The sequence below is a fragment of the Pseudomonas batumici genome, assembly GCF_000820515.1.
GTDB lineage: Bacteria > Pseudomonadota > Gammaproteobacteria > Pseudomonadales > Pseudomonadaceae > Aquipseudomonas > Aquipseudomonas batumici.
On sequence record NZ_JXDG01000042.1, the window covers coordinates 22,550 to 40,092 of the forward strand.

Consider the following 17,543-nt stretch of genomic DNA (forward strand, 5'->3'; position numbering starts at 1 on the left):
GGGGGTGTAGGCCCACCGTACAGTGGGCCGACGCATTCCCATCAACGGATATTTGTCATGGCTCATACTCAGCACTTCGCCACGAAAGCGCAAAAAGCCACCACTGGTGCCCTCACGCCCTGGCGCGAAAGCCTGGTCAAGCAACTGATTCTCGACCGCCTCGGCGAACCCCTGGAAGTCACTGAACTGGCCCGGGCCTGCGCGATGTCCCGCAGCCATTTCTCCCGCACCTTCAAGTGCAGCACGGGTCTGTCCCCCCAGGACTGGATTCGTTGCCAGCGCATCGCCCGGGCCAAGCAACTGATCCAGAACACCGACATGACCCTGACGCAAATCAGTCTGGAGTGCGGCTTCTGCGATCAGGCGCACTTCTGCCACATTTTCACCCGCAGCGAAGGCATCACGCCTTTCGCCTGGCGCTGTCAGGCGCTGCGATCCGCGCCACCCACCACAGCACAAGCCACCCCCTCACCTGTCGCTCAACGTTACGCCCAATGATCAAACCGAGCGGCATGACCGCTCGCTTTCAGGAATGACAACCGAGCATCACCCCGGCGCCGGAATGCCACTCATGCAGAGGCAGAAAACCGGCGCGGGCCGAACGCCCGCGCCGGGGCCAATCAGGCCTGGAGGAACGCCAGCAGGTCGGCGTTGAGCTGATCCTTGTGCGTATCCGTCAGCCCATGGGGCGCGCCAGGGTAGACGAGCAGTTTCGAGCCCTTGATCAATCTGGCCGAGGCGATGCCGGCGGCTTCGATCGGCACGATCTGGTCAGCGTCGCCATGTACCACCAGGGTCGGCACGTCGAACTTTTTCAGGTCTTCGGTGAAGTCGGTTTCGGAGAACGCCTTGATGCAGTCATAGGTGCTCTTGTGACCGGCGATCATGCCCTGCATCCAGAACCAGTCGATCATCCCCTGAGAAGGCTTGGCGCCAGGCTGGTTGAAGCCAAAGAACGGCCCGCTGGCGATGTCTTTGTACAGCTGCGAGCGGTCCGCCAGGGACGCCTGGCGCAGGCCGTCGAACACTTCCATCGGCAGGCCGCCCGGATTGGCTTGGGTCTTGAGCATCTGCGGCGGCACCGCGGAAATCAGCCCGGCCTTGGCCACGCGACCGGTGCCGTGTCGACCGATGTAGCGCGCCACTTCGCCGCCGCCGGTGGAGAACCCGAACAGCACCGCGTTCTGCAGATCCAGCCGCTCGATCAACTGCGCGAGGTCGTCGGCGTAGGTGTCCATTTCATTGCCGAACCAGGGTTGGCTGGAACGGCCGTGACCACGGCGGTCATGGGCGATGACCCGGTAACCCCTGGAGGCCAGGAAGATCATCTGCGATTCCCAGCTGTCGGCATTCAACGGCCAACCGTGACTGAAGACAACGGGCTGACCGCTGCCCCAGTCCTTGTAGTAGATCTCGGTACCGTCGCGGGTGGTGAATGTGCTCATGGCGATGACTCCTCAGGTAAGACGTCGGGGGTGTTTGGGTGAATCAAACTGATGGATGGCCCCATTCGTTCGGCCAGGCGCGCAACCCGCTCACCCAAGTGCGCGGCGGTATCACGATCTTCGGGGGGTGGCGCATGATCGGGGGACTGTTCGACATTCGACTGGGCCATGGCTCCCAGGGAGCTGCCCAAGCGATTCAATTGCCCATCGAACACGCCGACGCTGGAACGTGCGGGCAGCAGGCCGAGGCCAACCCAGATCATCGAGTGCTGGGCGGCAAAGACCGCCATCTGCAGCAAGGTGTTGAGTTTGTCACCGCACAGGCAACCGGAGTTGGTGAAGCCGGCGGCGAGTTTGTCGCGCCAGGGCTGGGCCAGGTAGAACGACGCGGTGAGCTCCATGAACCGTTTAAAAGATGCCGAGGCGCTGCCCATGCAGGTCGGGGCGCCGAAGATGATCGCGTCGGCCTGGTGCAAGCGCTCCCAATGGTCGTCCACTTCCTCGACCGGAATCAGCTGGCAGGTACTACCCAGGTGCCGTTCCACCCCCTGGGCCACGGCTTCGGCCATGACCCGCGTATGACCATAGCCACTGTGATAGACCACTACCACGTTGCTCATTCCGGCATCCTCCTGAAACGTTGATCCCTTTTGCGGCACGAAGCACGAAAACCGGTGCTGCAGTTGATGGGCTTGGAAGTATTGGATTTTTGGGTGTAACCCGAACGCAGGACGAGTTAAACGTTGTTAATTCTCAACGGTGCGCCAAAAAACCCGACGCCCCCTGTGCCACTGCCGCGTCCAGTCAATTCGGAGCTTGCGAGCGGCGCCGGAAACCCGGCGGTCGATGCGCATGCCGGACAGGCGCTCGGCCACCGCGTTGCACTGACGAAAAAATCCAAGGAAAATGCTCGGATACCGCGTGATGGGCGGATGCAAGCAGGAGTACCCCGTTGACCCTTCCCCCCGAACAGGTTGTCCATTTCGGCCCCTACCGGATCTACCCCGGACAGCGTCTGGTGCTGGAGGGCGACCAGCCCCTGCGCCTGGGTCGGCGTGCCATGGACATTCTGTTGATCCTGCTGGAGCACGCCGGGAATGTGGTCAGCAAGCAACAACTGATCGCCCGGGTATGGCCCAAAAGCGTGGTGGAAGACATCAATCTGCGAGTGCACATGGCGGCGTTGCGCAAGGCCCTCGGCGACGGCCAGGCCGGCCAGCGCTACATCGTCACCGTGGCCCAGCGTGGTTACAGCTTTGTCGCGCCGTACTCGCTGGAACAGGTCGTCCAACGTCCCGCGAGCGGTGGGCACGAGCAGAGCGGCCATAACCTGCCCATTCGTCGGACGCGCATGATTGGTCGCCAGGCCTTGGTCGACAGTCTTGTGACGCAATTGCCACGCCAGCGCTTCATCACCCTCGTCGGCCCGGGCGGTATCGGCAAGACCACCGTGGCGCTGCGCGTCGCCGAACAACTGATCGGCCGCTACCGGGACGGCATTCGCCTGCTGGACCTGGCCCCACTCAACGACCCGTTGATGATCACCACCCACCTGGCGACTCTGCTCGGCCTGTCCTTGCACGACGCCGAACCGATGAACTGTCTCGCGAGCTTCCTGCGCGAGCGACAGATGCTGCTGGTCATCGACAACTGCGAGCATCTGATCGACGCCGTTGCGCTGCTCAGCGAAAGCCTCCTTCGCGGCGCGCCCGAGGTGCACATTCTGGCCACCAGCCGCGAGAGCCTGCGGGCCGAAGGCGAATTCGTCCAGCGCCTGGAGTCTCTGGACTGCCCACCGCCCATCGCCGCACTGGACCGCACCCAAGCCTTGACCTTTTCGGCGGTACAGTTGTTCGTCGAGCGGGCGATGGCCAGTCATGACAGTTTCGAACTGACCGATGACGAGCTGCCTCTGGCGATCGAGATCTGCCGCCGTCTGGACGGCATTCCTTTAGCGATCGAACTGGCCGCGGCGCAAGTGGGCAACCTTGGCCTGAGTGGATTGCTGACGCAACTGCAAGGCAGTTTTCGTCTGCTCACCCAGGGCTGCCGGACGACGTTGGGCCGGCATCAGACCCTGCGCGCCACACTCGACTGGAGCTTCGAGCTGCTCAGTGCCTGCGAACAAACCTGCCTGCGTCGACTGGGTGTGTTCAGGGGAGGATTCACGCTGGAGTCGGCGGCCGCAGTGATTGTCGGTGAACACATCGTGCCCCGCGAGGTGCTTGGCTCGATTACGCAACTGGTGGCCAAGTCGTTGCTGAACGTGGAGGTGGGCGACGAAGAGGTGTTCTACCGTCTGCTCGACACCACCCGCAGCTATGCCTTGGAAAAACTCGACCAGACGACTGATCTGCCAAGCACCCTGGAACGCCACGCCGAACGCTGCCTGGCCTTGATGCATCAGGCCCAGAACGACTGGGAGCACGTCCAGACCTGTGTGTGGATCGAGCGCTACGCCCGCAGTCTGGAAGACATTCGCTCGGCCCTCGATTGGAGCTTGAACGCTCAAGGGGCGCAGGCACTGGCGATCCGACTGGCTTCGGTTTCGACACCCCTCTGGCAGGAGCTGTCGCTGCTCAAGGAACACGGCGTGTACGTGCGCAAGGCCCTGGCACTGCTCGAATCGACGCCCGAGCCCTGCCCTCGTCTGAAAATGGCCCTCAAGCTTGCCCTCGGCAGCTCCTGCTACCATACCCAGGGCGGTACCGCCGAAACCGTCGAAGCCTTTGTGAGCGCCAGGACCCTGGCCGAACGCTGCAACGACGTGGCCGGTCAGCTCAAAGCCGTGTCCGGGCACATGGCGGTCAATCTCAGTTGCGGCAACTACCAAGCGGCCCTGGAACAGAGTCTGCAATTCGATCGACTGGGTTTGCAAGACGATGCCATTGCGTCCCTGAGTACTCACCGTTTGCAGGTGCTGGCCCTGCACTTTGCCGGGGATCAGCCACTGGCGCGGGAGAATGCCGAACAGGTCATTCAGCGTATGGCCCAGAGCGGACACCTCAATCGCTTCACCCACGGCTTTGGCATCCAGTACGACCAGAGCGTCGCCGCCCTGACCATCCTGGCGCGGATCCTCTGGTTGCAGGGCTATCCCGAAAAGGCCTGGTGCACCGCCCGTCAGGCGCTGGATATTGCGATCCGGATCGACCACGGCACGTCCATCTGTTACACGCTGGCACTGTCCGGTTGCCTGATCGCCCACTACAACGGCGACAGTCGAACTGCCCGCGAACTCTTGCGCCTGCTGCTCGAGCAAGCACAAAAACATTCAGTGCTGCTGTTCCACAACTGGGCCCGGCACTACGCGCAGGTGATCGATGCCGATGGTGCACACTCGAACCCGCAACCCGTTACCGGGCTGATCAAGGAAATCATGGTCACCCTGAATACCGGCTTCGTCGATGACGCCTTGCTGGCACGGGCCGAAGACGGCGCCGCGGGCTGGAGCACGGCGGAAATCCTCCGGGCCAGAGCGGATGCTCTGCTTGCGGAAGACTGTCAGAGTACGGCCGAGGCCGTTCTGCTCAAGGCGCTGGGGGTGGCAAAAGCCCAGGGTGCCCTGGCCTGGGAACTGCGTACTGCCACGTCACTGGCCCGGCTTTGGCAGCGTCAAGGCCACTTCCAGCAAGCCCATGACCTGTTGGCGCCGATCTACGATCGCTTCACTGAAGGCTTTGCCACGCCAGACCTAACCCAGGTCCGTTGGCTGCTCGACGAGTTGCAACGACACAGGTCCGCGTAACGCCCAGCGGGTCTGGCGGAAGTAGCGGGCATAACGCATTTCAAACACCCGCAGCAATCCACTGCGCTCAAGTTTCTCCCGAGCGTAGGTGCGGGTGGTGTTGAGAAGCCGGTAGCGTGTCATGCCATTGCCCCGCTCGACCGACAGCAGCGATTTGCGCGCCAGCCGCTCCACCACGTCCACCAGACGGGTGGGGCGCAGCACCGCACAACCGATGACGCCGACGGCCGCCTCCAGGGTAAAGGCCATTTTGAACACCGCCAGCCCCTGCAACACGGTTTGCTCCAGCGGGCTCAGCCGCTGATAGCTCCAGTCCAGCGCGGATTTGAGGGTTTGCTGCCGCGCAACGGCGGTGCGCCGCCCGTGGGTCAGCAGTTGCAGGCAGTTGCCCAACTGGGCTTGCAGCCCCACCAGCGCCAGCGCGTCGATCTGCGCCGCCGCCAGCTCGATGGCCAACGGCAGACCATCGAGTCGGCGGCAGATTTCACGCACCGTCTTGAGGTCCCGCTCGCGCAAGGTAAATGCCGGCTGACGGGCTCGAACCCGGCTGACAAACAGCTGCACCGCCGAATACTCCATGACGTCGGCCACACTGTGCAACGCTGACGCGGGCGGCACGGCCAAGGGTGGCAAACCCAGCACCGTTTCGCCCGATGCCCGCAGCGGCTCGCGGCTGGTGGCCAGGATCGACAACCGTGGCACCGCCACCAGCAACGTCTCCACCGCTGTTCGACAGTCTTCGAGCAGGTGCTCGCAATTATCGAACACCAGCAAGGCATGCCAGGGCACCAGGGCGTCCACGCCACCGTCCAGCTCGAGGGTGCGAATCAGAGACTCGATAATCCGTGTCGGATCATCGATCATCGCCAGATCCATGATCCAGACACCGTCGCGATAGTGATGCAACAGCAGCTCCGCCACGCGCAAGGCCACCGTGGTTTTGCCGACGCCGGCCGGACCGACCAGGGTCATGAAACGGCGAACCGGCAGTTGCCGGACCACACTGCCCACCACCGAGTCTCGACCGGTGACCGGGGTCAGCCGCACTGGCAGGTTATGCTGGGGCTTGCGCACGCTGTCGATCGAGACCGATGCGCCCTCCTGAATGCGCTGCACCGGGGCAATGAAGCTATAACCGCGCTGGGGAATGCTGACGATGTAGCGCTGCCCACCCAGGCCGTCGCCGAGGGCCCGACGCAGGGCGGCGATGTGGACACGCAGGTTGATTTCCTCGACCACCGAGGTTGGCCATACACAGGCGATCAGTTCGTCCTTGCTGACCACGTTGCCGGCGCGGTCGACCAGCACCTGGAGGATATCCAGTGCCCGCCCCCCCATGCGCAGCGGCCGATCACCTTCCAGGACCAACCGTTGACGCGGGTGGAACGCGTAGGGGCCGAACCGCAGTACCGTATCGCTGTTCAAATCGCTGAGGTTGTTCATACCGGGTCACGTGCTGAAAACCTGGCCCGGCTCAAGGTACGGCATCACCCGTTGCGCGAGTTCGCCCAGGCTCCCGCATCTCTATTGCCAAGCGTTCGCGACTATCTTGGCAGGCTTGGGTGACCGTACAACTGCCCCGGGGGGAGCGTCACGGCCATCCCGGTGCGCAGAACGGACAAGAAGCTCCTAGCTAAACTGTTCCCGGTACTGGGTGGGGGTCAAGCCGAGTTTTTCACTGAACAGAAAACGCATGTGCCGCACGCTGCCGAAGCCGCTCTTGTAGGCGACGGTCTTGAGCGGCAGGTCACTGGTTTCCAGCAGGTTTCTGGCGCAGTCGATACGCGCGCTTTGCAGAAATTCCATGGGCGTCATGTTCACTTCCCGGGCAAATACCCGGGCGAAATGCCGCGCACTCATGTTCGCCAGGCTGGCCATGCGTTCGATGCTGAAGGCTTCATCGAGGTGTTCGAGCACATGGTGCTGAACCCGGGTGACCGGGGTTTCATGGGACGCCACCGCGGACATCAACGGGCTGAACTGCGCCTGCCCACCCTGGCGCTTCATCACCACCAGCAACACCTTGGCCACGTCCTGGGCGATTTTCTTGCCGTGATCCTGGGCGACCACCGCCAGTGCCAGGTCGATGCCGGCGGTGACGCCGCCGGAAGTGATCAGGTTGCGGTCCTGAACGTAAATCTGATCGGTCTCCACCGTCGCCTTGGGAAAACCCTTGATCAGCCGCTCCGTATAATGCCAGTGGGTCGTCACGCGATAGCCGTCCAGCAAACCGGCATTCCCCAGCACGAAAGCGCCCGTGCAGATCGAGCCATAACAGGTGCTCCGGCGGACAGCGTGCTGAAGCCAGGCGAGCAACGGCGGATGTCTTTCGTTGTAGGCCCCGGGGCCGCCCGGTACCAGCAACAGGTCATAGCCCTCGCACGCCTGATCAATATGCACATCGGCCTGAACGCTGACACCGTTGGAAGCTCGCAGAGGGCCATGCTCGGTGCCGATCATCGACAGATGATAGTGATCGTCCGGAGCCAGATAACGATTGGCGATGGAGAACACCTCCATGGGCCCGGCCATGTCGAGCAGGAGGAAGTCCGGGAACAGCACCATTGCCACGCTTTTCATGGTTTGTAAGTCACTGATATCAAAGAAATGGAAGCGTCACACCGACGTTGAACAGTCTGACCGAGGGTGGCGTGCTCATGGAATAAGCATACGTGATTCGTCGAACAAAATTGTCAATCTGAAAGAGACAGTATTTCAATTTTCACCTACTTATTGCACAAAATGGTAAACATTAACCTTCTCCTCACTCGGACGAATTAACGTCCCTGCAGGAGATCTCATCATGCTGACCCTTCGCAAAGCCTCTGATCGTGGCATGGCCAATCACGGTTGGTTGAAGTCGTTCCATACCTTTTCCTTCGCCAACTACCGCAACCCGCGGGAGCAGGGTTTTTCCGACCTGCTGGTGATCAACGATGACCGGGTGGCGGCCGGTAAAGGTTTCGGTCAACACCCGCACCGGGACATGGAGATTTTTTCCTATGTGCTCGAAGGTGCCCTGGAACACAAGGACACCCTCGGCACCGGTTCGGTGATCCGCCCCGGCGACGTCCAACTGATGAGCGCCGGCAGCGGCGTGGCACATAGCGAGTACAACCACTCGGCGACCCGGCCGGTGCACTTCCTGCAAATCTGGATCGTGCCGAACGTCAGCGGGGCCAAACCTCGTTATCAGCAAGAACACTTCAGCACCCAGAAGAAACGCGGCCGTCTACAACTGATCATCTCGCCTGACGGGGCCAACGGCTCGCTGCGCGTGCGTCAGGATACGCGGGTTTATGCCGCGCTGATCGACGGCAAGGAAAGCGCCAGCCTGGAATTGGCCGCCGATCGCTACGCCTATGTACACGTGGCCCGGGGCAAGGTCGAACTCAACGGCGTGCAGCTGCAGGAAGGCGATGGCGTGCGGGTTCGGGATGAACAGGTGCTGACCTTGAGCAACGGCGCGGATGCCGAGGTGCTGGTGTTCGACCTGCGCCCTCAGGAGCTGCCGGAAATGCCATGACCGTACTGGGCCTGGGGGCTCTGTGCCCCCGGGCTTCAGCGGTACCGCTGATGACACTCACGACGTTTGACTCGCCCACGCCTCACTGCCTGGACAAACAATCTGTGGCACTCAATTCGCTAGGAAAAGGACTACAAAATCCAGCGAAACATCCAGCTATCTCATCCAGGGGATTTGAGTCCAGTATCGGTGCCATGGATCAGTGTCGGCGACGCCTTTGCCGGCTGAATGCCCAAGCCCCGCGCCGCAACGCACGGCTCGACATCAGGTGGCTGTCATGGGCCGTTGTCAAATACAGGAGATAGAATGACGCCCGCCATTACGCTCTACGACGCGCTGACCACTGTCAGCATTCCATCAGACAAGGCCAAGGCTGTTGTGCACGCGTGGGAGGCTGAAGTGGAAAATCTCGCATCGAAAGCTGACCTAAAACAGGTTGAAGCACATTTCAAATCAGACCTAAAACAAGTTGAAACACATTTAACACAGTCCATCACGGCATTGGGCACTGAACTGCGTTCGTCCATCAAGGAGCTCCAATCCGCTCTCCGCGAGCAGGGGGTCGAGCTGAGAGCAGAACTCAAGGAACAGCGGGCCGAGTTCCGGGCCGAGCTCAAGGAACAACGGGCTGAGCAACGGTCCTCCACCCGAGTCCTGCAATGGAGTATCGGTGTGACCTTCCTCTGTGTCGCCGCGCCTTTCATTAAAAATGCGTTCGAGGTGTTGGCCACGTCGTACTGACTGAAGTGGCTCGGTGACATGACGCGGCCTGCCCAAGAAATTTCACTTGACTTGCCGCCAATTAACTCAGCAATTAGTCTTCTGATGGGCCGTCACGCCTTGAGTGGGTGCCGCCCGCCTCCCGAATCTTGCGCATTAACCGTTGTCCAAGGAGGTAAAGAGCATAGGCTTGGTCTATTCATAAACTAACTAATTGATCAATTAGAGAGCCCATGAAAGAGCCAGAGCAATCCCAACGGAAGGCGACCTCTCGCATCTGCCAGGCTCTCGCTCCTGCGAGTGTGCTTTGCATCGCCATGCTCACGGGCTGTACCGTAGGGCCAGACTTTGTTCGGCCCAGTGTCGCCAAGAACGCCGGCTATTCGCGGGAGAAACTCGACACGACGACGGCCTCGGCGGACGTGGCGGCGGGAGGCGCCGCGCAAAAGCTGGTCGCGGGCATGGACATCCCTGGCCAATGGTGGACGCTGTTCCGCTCGCCGGCACTGAACGCGCTGGTGGAAGAGGCGCTGAAGGCCAATCCGGATGTTGCCGCCGCTCAAGCCGCCCTGCATCAGGCCAACGAACTGGTTTACGCCGATCAGGCGGCGCTGTTTCCCTCCCTCAGTGGCAGCTTGTCCAAGACTCGAGAGTTGCCATCGGCGGCCACGACGCCTGGTTTCACCCCGAAGATTCTCACCGTCAACTCAGCCTCGCTGAGCGTCTCTTACGCCCCGGATGTTTTCGGCGGTACCCGTCGGCAGATCGAATCGTCCACCGCACAGGCCGAATATGAGCGCTACCAATTGGAGGCGACTTACCTCACGCTGACCTCGAATGTCGTCAACACCGCCGTGACCCTGGCCTCCCTGCGCGATCAGGTGACGGCCACCGAGGCCATTATCCGGCTCCAGAGCGACCAGCTGGCGCTTCTGCAGGCACGACGGCGGCTTGGGGCGATCGCCAATACCGACGTGCTCACGCAGCAGGCGTCACTGGCACAAACCCGCGCGACGCTGCCGCCGCTGCAAAAGCAGCTCGCGCAAACCCGCAACCAGTTGATGGCCTATCTCGGCCGCTTTCCTGACCAGGACCGGGGTGAACATTTCGAGCTGGCCTCCCTCCAGCTGCCAGAGCAGTTGCCGCTCAGCCTCCCCTCGGCCATCGTGGAGCAGCGCCCGGATGTGCGCTCCGCCGAGGCGCAACTGCATCAGGCCAGCGCCAATATCGGCGTTGCCGTTGCCAATCAACTGCCTCAATTCAACATCACCGCTGCGCTGGGCTCCAGTGCGAGCGGTGGCACCAAGCTGTTTTCCTCGGGCACGGGGTTCTGGAGTCTTGCCGGATCGATCAGTCAGACGATCTTTGACGCCGGCGCATTCGAACACCGCAAGCGGGCCGCCGTGGCCGCGTATGACGAATCGGCCGCCCGTTATCGCAGCACCGTGATCGCGGCCTTCCAGGATGTCGCCAACGCCCTCAGAGCGCTGGAAGCCGATGCCGATACGCTCAACCAGCAAGTGCAGGCCGAACAGGCGGCCCGCGACAGCCTGGCGCTGGCCCAGGCGCAGTTCCGCCTGGGCGCCGTTGGCTATCTGACACTGTTGACGGCGCAACAGACCTACCAGAACGCGGTACTCACCCGCGTCAGGGCGCAGAGCGCCCGCTATAGCGACACCACCGCCCTCTTCCAGGCACTGGGCGGTGGCTGGTGGAACCGAACCGATGTGGCCCCGGCCTCCCTGGGAAGTCCTGACCGTTATTGAAACAGTGAGAAAACACCATGGCCGACGCCAAGACCGCCTCTGCTCTATCGACCCCGCCGACTACACCTGGTGGTGTCCGTAAACGACGGCTGCTGCGGCCCATGCTCATCATGCTCGCAGTGGTGCTGGTGATCGTGGCGATCATCGCCGGCGTGAAATTCATGCAGATATCGAAGGTGATCGCCCAATCCAAGATCCCCCTGCCGCCCTCCGTGGTGACGGTCACCCGCGCGCAATTGGCCGATTGGCAGCCGAGCGTTTCCAGCGTGGGTTCGATGAAGGCGGTGCGGGGTGTCGATGTCACCACCGAGGTCGGCGGTATCGTTCGCACGATCGGCTTCAAACCGGGCCAGGAGGTGGCGGCCGCCGACCTGCTGGTCCAGTTGAATGCGGACTCGGACATCGCCCAGCTTCACTCGCTCGAAGCCACCGCCAACCTGGCCGTCACGGTCCTCAAGCGCGACAAGGCTCAACTGGCGGTCAGCGCCGTGTCCCAGGCACAAGTCGATGCGGACGACGCCGACCTGAAAGCGAAAGTGGCGGCGGCAGAGCAGCAACGGGCGCTGGTGGCGAAGAAGACCATCCGTGCCCCCTTTGCCGGAAAGATCGGGGTGACCAGTGTCAATCCCGGTCAATTCCTCAACCCTGGCGACAAGATAGCGACCCTGCAGACCTTCAACCCCATCTACATCGACTTCAACGTCCCGCAGGCACAGTTGGAGGCGATTGCCCTCGGTCAAGCCGTCTCGGTCACGGCAGGCGGCCTGCCCCAGCAGACCTTCACCGGCAAGGTCACGGCCATCGACACCAAGTTCGACCCGACCACGCGCAACGTCATCGTCGAAGCCACCATCGCGAATCCGCAGCAACGCCTGGTGCCCGGCATGTTTGCCCAGGCCGTCGTGGAGTCTGGTACGAAGCAGCGCTATCTCACGGTTCCACAAACCGCCGTCACCTATAACCCTTATGGGACAACGGTGTTCATCGCGGTACCGAGTGACCAGGGCAACGAGGTGCTCACGGCACAGCAGACCTTCATCAAGACGGGGCCGACCCGCGGCGACCAGGTGGCCATCCTGTCCGGCGTGAAGGAAGGCGACCAGGTGATCACCAGTGGCCAGATGAAACTCAAGAACGGCTCACCGGTGAAAATCGACAACCGTGATGCGCCGCTGAACGACACGTCACCGACGCCACAGGAACAATGAGGCCCGCCCGCCCATGAAACTCACCGATACCTTCATCAAGCGACCGGTCTGGGCCGTTGTCGTCTCGATGTTCATCCTGATACTGGGGTTGCGGTCGATCTTCGGGCTGCCGGTCAACCAGTGGCCTCGCACCGAAAACACCGTGGTCACCATCACCACCAGTTACTACGGCGCGGATGCGGCCACCGTCGCCGGCTTTATCACCCAACCTCTCGAGTCGGCCATCGCCCAGGCGCAGGGCATCGATTACCTGTCCTCCTCAAGCATTACCGGGCTCTCGACCATCACCGCGACCCTGCGGCTCAACTACGACGCCAGCAAGGCCCTGACGGAGATCAATACCCAGGTCAACTCGGTGAAGAACCAGCTGCCGGCGCAGGCCCAGGAGCCGGTGCTCACGGTCGCGGTCGGACAGACCACGGACGCCATGTACCTGGGCTTCTACAGCGATGCACTGCCCACCAACAACATCACCGATTACCTGTTGCGGGTGGTCAAGCCCAAGCTCGATTCGCTCGAAGGCGTGCAAACGGCCGAGATTCTCGGCGGGCGCCAATTCGCCATGCGCGCCTGGCTGGACCCGGACAAGCTGGCCGCCCACAACGTTTCGGCACAGGACGTTTCGGTGGCCTTGTCCAGCAACAACTACCTGTCCGCCCTGGGTTCGACAAAAGGCCAGATGGTGACGGTCGACCTGACCGCCGGAACCGATCTGCACACGGCGGATGAATTCAAGCAACTGGTGGTCAAGCAGAACGGCGATGCACTGGTGCACCTGGAGGATGTGGCAACGGTCACCCTGGGTGCGGAGAACTACAACACCAGCGTCGCGTTCTCCGGCAAGCGTTCGGTGTTCATCGGTATCAAGGTGGCCCCCACTGCCAACATCCTGACGGTCGCCGCCGAGGTCAGAAAGGCTTTCCCCGACCTGCAATCGCAACTGCCGGCCGGCGTCACGGGCGAGATCGTCTACGACTCCACGGAGTTCATCAATACCTCGATCCGCGAGGTGGTGAAGACCCTCGGCGAGGCCATGATCATCGTCTCGATCGTCATCTACCTGTTCCTCGGCTCCTTTCGCGCGGTGATTGTGCCCCTGGTGGCGATACCACTGTCGCTGATCGGAACCTTTTTCATCATGTTCCTGCTGGGGTACTCGATCAACCTGCTGACCCTGCTGGCGCTGGTACTGGCCATCGGCCTGGTGGTCGATGACGCGATCATCGTGGTCGAGAACGTCGACCGCCATATCAAGGAAGAAGGTAAAGCGGTCATGGAGGCCGCCATGGTCGCGGCCAGGGAACTGGGGGGGCCGATTATCGCCATGACGGTGGTGTTGATTGCCGCCTACGTCCCCATCGGGCTGCGCACCGGTCTCACTGGCGCACTGTTCAAGGAGTTCTGTTTCTCGTTGGCCGGCGCCGTGACCGTGTCGGCCGTGGTGGCGTTGAGCCTCTCGCCGATGATGACGTCGCGACTGTTCAAGCCCGGGCAGGAAGAAGGTCGATTCGCCCGCTGGCTGGATCGCTGTTTCGACCTGCTGCGCAGCCGCTACCACCGGGTGCTGTCAGCCGGACTCGACAGCTGGCCGGTGCTGGTCATCTTTGGCTTTATCCTGTTCCTGCTGGTGGCCGCCAGCGGCATGACCGCCAAGAGCGAGCTCTCCCCGACCGAAGACCAGGGGCTGGTGTTCATGCAGGTCAAAGGGGCGCCGACGGCCTCCCCGCAGCAGATGGAGCGCCTGGCTGACCAGGCCTTCCAGATCTCGAAAACGGAGCCCGAGTACGCGCAGATGTTCCAGCTCACGGGGGTGCCATCACTCAATCAGGGGCTCGGCGGCGTGCTACTCAAACCCTGGGGACAACGCAGTCGCTCGCAAGCGGAATTGATCCTGGACCTTCAACAGAAGTGGAACCAGGTGGCCGGTGCCAAGATCGCGGCCTTTCCGCTGCCGTCGTTGCCGGGCGCCCAGGGCTTGCCGATCCAGTTCGTCATTACCACCACCGAGTCGGTCCAGAACCTCAATGAAGTCGCCCAGGCGGTGATGAACGAGGCACAAACGCAAAAGCTGTTCTGGTTCTCCGACCTGGACTTGAAGATCGACAAGCCGCAAGCCACGCTGGTGGTCGACCGTGACAAGATCGCGGCCCTGGGGATGACCCAGGCCGACGTCGGCGCGGCCCTTTCGGCGGCGCTGGGTGGGAACTACGTGAACTATTTCTCCACCGCCGGGCGCTCGTACAAGGTCATTCCCCAGGTCCTGCAGGTCAACCGTCTCAACCCCGAGCAGATTCTCGATTACTACATCCGCACGCCCTCCGGCGCCATGATCCAGGCGCGTACGGTGGCCCATATCGAGACATCCACGGAGGCGGAGTCGATCAACCACTTCCAGCAGCTCAACTCCGCCACCCTTTCCGGCGTGAGCAGCTTGTCCCAAGGTGAACTGCTGGCGAAGCTGGACAGCATCCTCAACAGCGTCGCACCGTCAGGCTACACCTCGGATGCGTCAGGTGAGTCGCGTCAGTTCCTGCAGGAGTCGGGCGGCTTCGTCGGCCTTCTGCTGTTCTCCATCCTGATCGTCTACCTGGCGTTGGCGTTCCAGTTCGAGAGCTACCGGGACCCCGTGGTGATCCTGTTTTCGGTGCCGCCGGCGCTGTTCGGCGCACTGGCGTTCATCACGATGGGCTTCGCCTCCATCAACGTGTACACACAGGTCGGGCTGGTGACCCTGCTCGGGCTCATCACCAAGCATGGGATCCTGATCGTGCAATTTGCCAACGAATTGCAACGCGCCGGTCGCGCCAAGCGCGAGGCCATCGAAGAGGCCGCCGCGGTACGTCTGCGGCCGATCCTGATGACCACCGCGGCCATGGTGCTGGGCGTCGTGCCGCTCGTCCTGGCCTCCGGTGCCGGCGCGGCCGGGCGTCACGACATGGGCCTGGTGATCTTCTCTGGCCTCTCGATCGGCACCCTGCTGACGCTCTTCATGGTGCCGGCCATGTACATGTTCATTGGCACCACTCACCATCAGGAGGTGCCCGAACAGCCGCTCACGCCAGCCGAGCTCGAAGGAACTCGATGAAACGTTGGGTCTTGGCGGGCAGCAGTCGCGTCTCGGTGACGGCATAAACCGTCACCGCCTTGCCCCTCCATTCGGGCAGGACCCGACGCAGCTGGCCATTACGCAGTTCATCGACAATGATTTCGTCGTGCATCAACACAATCCCCTGGTCCAGCGTCGCCAGCCGTCGCAGCAACCCGACGCTGTTGACCATGAAACGTCCTCCCACCGCCACCGAGAGGGTTTGCGCACCATTGTTCAGGGTCCAGGTCCCGTCCCTCAGGATATTCAGACACTGATGCCGTTCGAGATCGCTCGGTGTATCGGGTACACCCGCCACTTCGAGATAACGCGGCGAGGCGTACAAATACGGCACCAGCGTGATCAGGGGGCGTGCGATCAGTTGGGAGTTTTCAGATTCGCCAATCCGAATGGCGACGTCGAAGGGCTCGCTCACCAGGTCGACTCGCCGTGGGCTCAGATCGAGATCGAAGGTGATTCCCGGATATAGGCCGGCAAACTCGGCGATCAAGGGCGCCAGGTAGGTGATCGCAAAGTCCACGGGCAATGAGACCCGCAGCACACCGCTGGGCTGCGCCAGCATGTCGCCAAGCTGCTCATGGGCCAGCCGGGCTTCATCGACAATGCGCTTGCAGCGCTCGAAGTAGATCTGCCCGGCTTCAGTCAGCTCGACCTTGCGCGTTGTTCGATGCAAGAGCCGCAAGCCGATCGCCTTCTCCAAGGCACTGATACGCCGCGACAAAGTGGAGTTCGGCATGCCCATCACCTCGGCAGCCCCGCGAAACCCTTTCGCTTTGACCACCTCGACAAACAACGCCATATCGTTCAGCAGTTCCACGAACATTGCTCCACATATGGATCAATCAAATCCAGAAAGCCCCATTTATCCCAAAAATAATAAGACGGATGATGCGTTCCTCGCAATTCATTTGAGGGTCGCACCATGAGCTCACTCTTCACGCCCATCCACGTTGCCAAGGCGACTTTTTCAAACCGCCTGGTCATGGCCCCCATGACCCGTAGCCGCGCGGAGTTCGATGGAACCCCGGGGGAACTGGCCGCCGAATACTATGCCCAGCGCGCCAGCGTCGGCCTGATCGTGGCCGAAGGCACGCAGCCATCCGCCGATGGCCAGGGCTACCTCACCACGCCGGGGATCTATAGCGATGCGCACGTGGCGGGCTGGAAGAAAATCACCTCGGCGGTACACGCCCAGGGCGGTCATATCTTTATCCAGCTGATGCATGCCGGTCGTATGTCGCACCCCGATAACACGCCTCATCATCGCCAGGGTGTGGCACCGTCCGCCATTGCGCCGAACACGCCCATGTTCACCGCCACCGGTATGCAGGACATCCCTGTACCGCGCGCGTTGAGCACTGAAGAAGTACGCCAGACGGTCGCCGATTTCCGCTTCGCCGCGCGTCGAGCGATTGAAGCCGGCGCCGACGGTGTCGAGATTCACGGCGCCAACGCCTATCTGATCCAGCAATTCTTCGCCCCGAGCGCCAACACCCGGACCGACGAATACGGTGGTTCGATCGAGAACCGCGCACGCTTCGCCATCGAGGTCGCGACCGCCATCGCCGAGGAAATCGGGGCCGACAAGACCGCCATCCGTCTCTCGCCCGGCACCGCCATGTGGGGAATTGACGAAGGCGAAGAAGGCCCGAGCCTCTACCGCTATCTGGTCGCCGAGTTGAACAAACTGGGCCTTGCCTACGTGCATGTCCTGCATCAAGGCAACGACGCACTGCTGGCTGACATCCGCAAGCTCTGGAAGAACACCCTGATTCTGAACCGCCCAAGCCGCCCACGGGAACAGATTGGCGCCGACCTGGCTGCAGGGCTGGCGGATATGGAGGCCTACGGCCAGATGGTCCTGGCCAACCCGGACTTTGTCGAGCGCTTGAAAGCGGGCGCGCCGCTGAATCAAGCGGACCACACGACCTTCTTCGGCGGCAGCCAGAAGGGCTACACCGACTACCTCGCCTTGAGCGCTTGAGGTCGGCGCAGTCCTCGGAAAAATAGCCAGGGCAGACAGG

General features: G+C 62.0%; 13 protein-coding genes. 8 read left to right on the forward strand and 5 right to left on the reverse strand.

Translation table 11 applies throughout. The annotated features are described in order from the left end of the window. Positions 1–57 precede the first annotated feature (57 nt). Positions 58–498: a helix-turn-helix domain-containing protein gene (locus tag UCMB321_RS16435; protein ID WP_040068721.1), complete on the forward strand. Its 441-nt coding sequence runs from the start codon at positions 58–60 to the stop codon at positions 496–498. A gap of 122 nt (positions 499–620) precedes the next feature. On the opposite strand, the gene UCMB321_RS16440 is transcribed toward UCMB321_RS16435, so the two are convergent. After that, a complete protein-coding gene (locus tag UCMB321_RS16440) occupies positions 621–1,445 on the reverse strand; it encodes an alpha/beta fold hydrolase (protein ID WP_040068723.1) in 825 nt (274 codons plus the stop codon). Beyond that, entirely contained in the window at positions 1,442–2,065 is a 624-nt protein-coding gene (locus UCMB321_RS16445) for a flavodoxin family protein (RefSeq protein WP_052451270.1), read from the reverse strand. The genes UCMB321_RS16440 and UCMB321_RS16445 overlap by 4 nt, the downstream gene beginning before the upstream one ends. A 332-nt stretch (positions 2,066–2,397) precedes the next feature. Here UCMB321_RS16445 and UCMB321_RS16450 point away from each other — a divergent pair, with 332 nt between their 5' ends. Continuing rightward, positions 2,398–5,193: an ATP-binding protein gene (locus UCMB321_RS16450; protein WP_040068724.1), complete on the forward strand. Its 2,796-nt coding sequence runs from the start codon at positions 2,398–2,400 to the stop codon at positions 5,191–5,193. Here the strand turns inward: UCMB321_RS16450 and UCMB321_RS16455 are convergent. Further along, positions 5,140–6,636: an ATP-binding protein gene (locus UCMB321_RS16455; RefSeq protein ID WP_040068725.1), complete on the reverse strand. Its 1,497-nt coding sequence runs from the start codon at positions 6,634–6,636 to the stop codon at positions 5,140–5,142. The two genes, UCMB321_RS16450 and UCMB321_RS16455, sit on opposite strands and share 54 nt — an antisense overlap. Positions 6,637–6,822: 186 nt before the next feature. Next, complete coding sequence (locus tag UCMB321_RS16460; protein ID WP_040068727.1) at positions 6,823–7,773, reverse strand: GlxA family transcriptional regulator; 951 nt, start codon at positions 7,771–7,773, stop codon at positions 6,823–6,825. A 223-nt stretch (positions 7,774–7,996) separates the two neighbouring features. On the opposite strand from UCMB321_RS16460, the gene UCMB321_RS16465 reads away from it, so the two are divergent. The 5 genes from UCMB321_RS16465 to UCMB321_RS16485 all read left to right on the forward strand — a co-directional run bounded on the left by UCMB321_RS16465 (position 7,997) and on the right by UCMB321_RS16485 (position 15,498). Then, complete coding sequence (locus UCMB321_RS16465; RefSeq protein WP_040068728.1) at positions 7,997–8,719, forward strand: pirin family protein; 723 nt, start codon at positions 7,997–7,999, stop codon at positions 8,717–8,719. A 306-nt stretch (positions 8,720–9,025) separates the two neighbouring features. Next, positions 9,026–9,460, forward strand: a complete 435-nt coding sequence (locus tag UCMB321_RS16470) for a hypothetical protein (protein ID WP_040068729.1) — start codon at positions 9,026–9,028, stop codon at positions 9,458–9,460. Between the two features lie 296 nt (positions 9,461–9,756). Continuing rightward, positions 9,757–11,205: an efflux transporter outer membrane subunit gene (locus UCMB321_RS16475; RefSeq protein ID WP_245220816.1), complete on the forward strand. Its 1,449-nt coding sequence runs from the start codon at positions 9,757–9,759 to the stop codon at positions 11,203–11,205. Positions 11,206–11,306: 101 nt separating this feature from the next. After that, a complete protein-coding gene (locus UCMB321_RS16480) occupies positions 11,307–12,413 on the forward strand; it encodes an efflux RND transporter periplasmic adaptor subunit (protein WP_245220822.1) in 1,107 nt (368 codons plus the stop codon). Positions 12,414–12,426: 13 nt separating this feature from the next. Beyond that, a complete protein-coding gene (locus UCMB321_RS16485; protein ID WP_040068730.1) occupies positions 12,427–15,498 on the forward strand; it encodes an efflux RND transporter permease subunit in 3,072 nt (1,023 codons plus the stop codon). On the opposite strand, the gene UCMB321_RS16490 is transcribed toward UCMB321_RS16485, so the two are convergent. Next, the gene (locus UCMB321_RS16490) at positions 15,467–16,336 is read right to left on the reverse strand and encodes a LysR family transcriptional regulator (RefSeq protein WP_040069010.1); all 870 of its coding nucleotides are present in this window, start codon (positions 16,334–16,336) and stop codon (positions 15,467–15,469) included. The genes UCMB321_RS16485 and UCMB321_RS16490 overlap by 32 nt on opposite strands. A gap of 105 nt (positions 16,337–16,441) precedes the next feature. Here UCMB321_RS16490 and UCMB321_RS16495 point away from each other — a divergent pair, with 105 nt between their 5' ends. Beyond that, on the forward strand, positions 16,442–17,503 hold the full coding sequence (locus tag UCMB321_RS16495) for an alkene reductase (protein WP_040068732.1): 1,062 nt from the start codon (positions 16,442–16,444) through the stop codon (positions 17,501–17,503). Positions 17,504–17,543 lie beyond the last annotated feature (40 nt).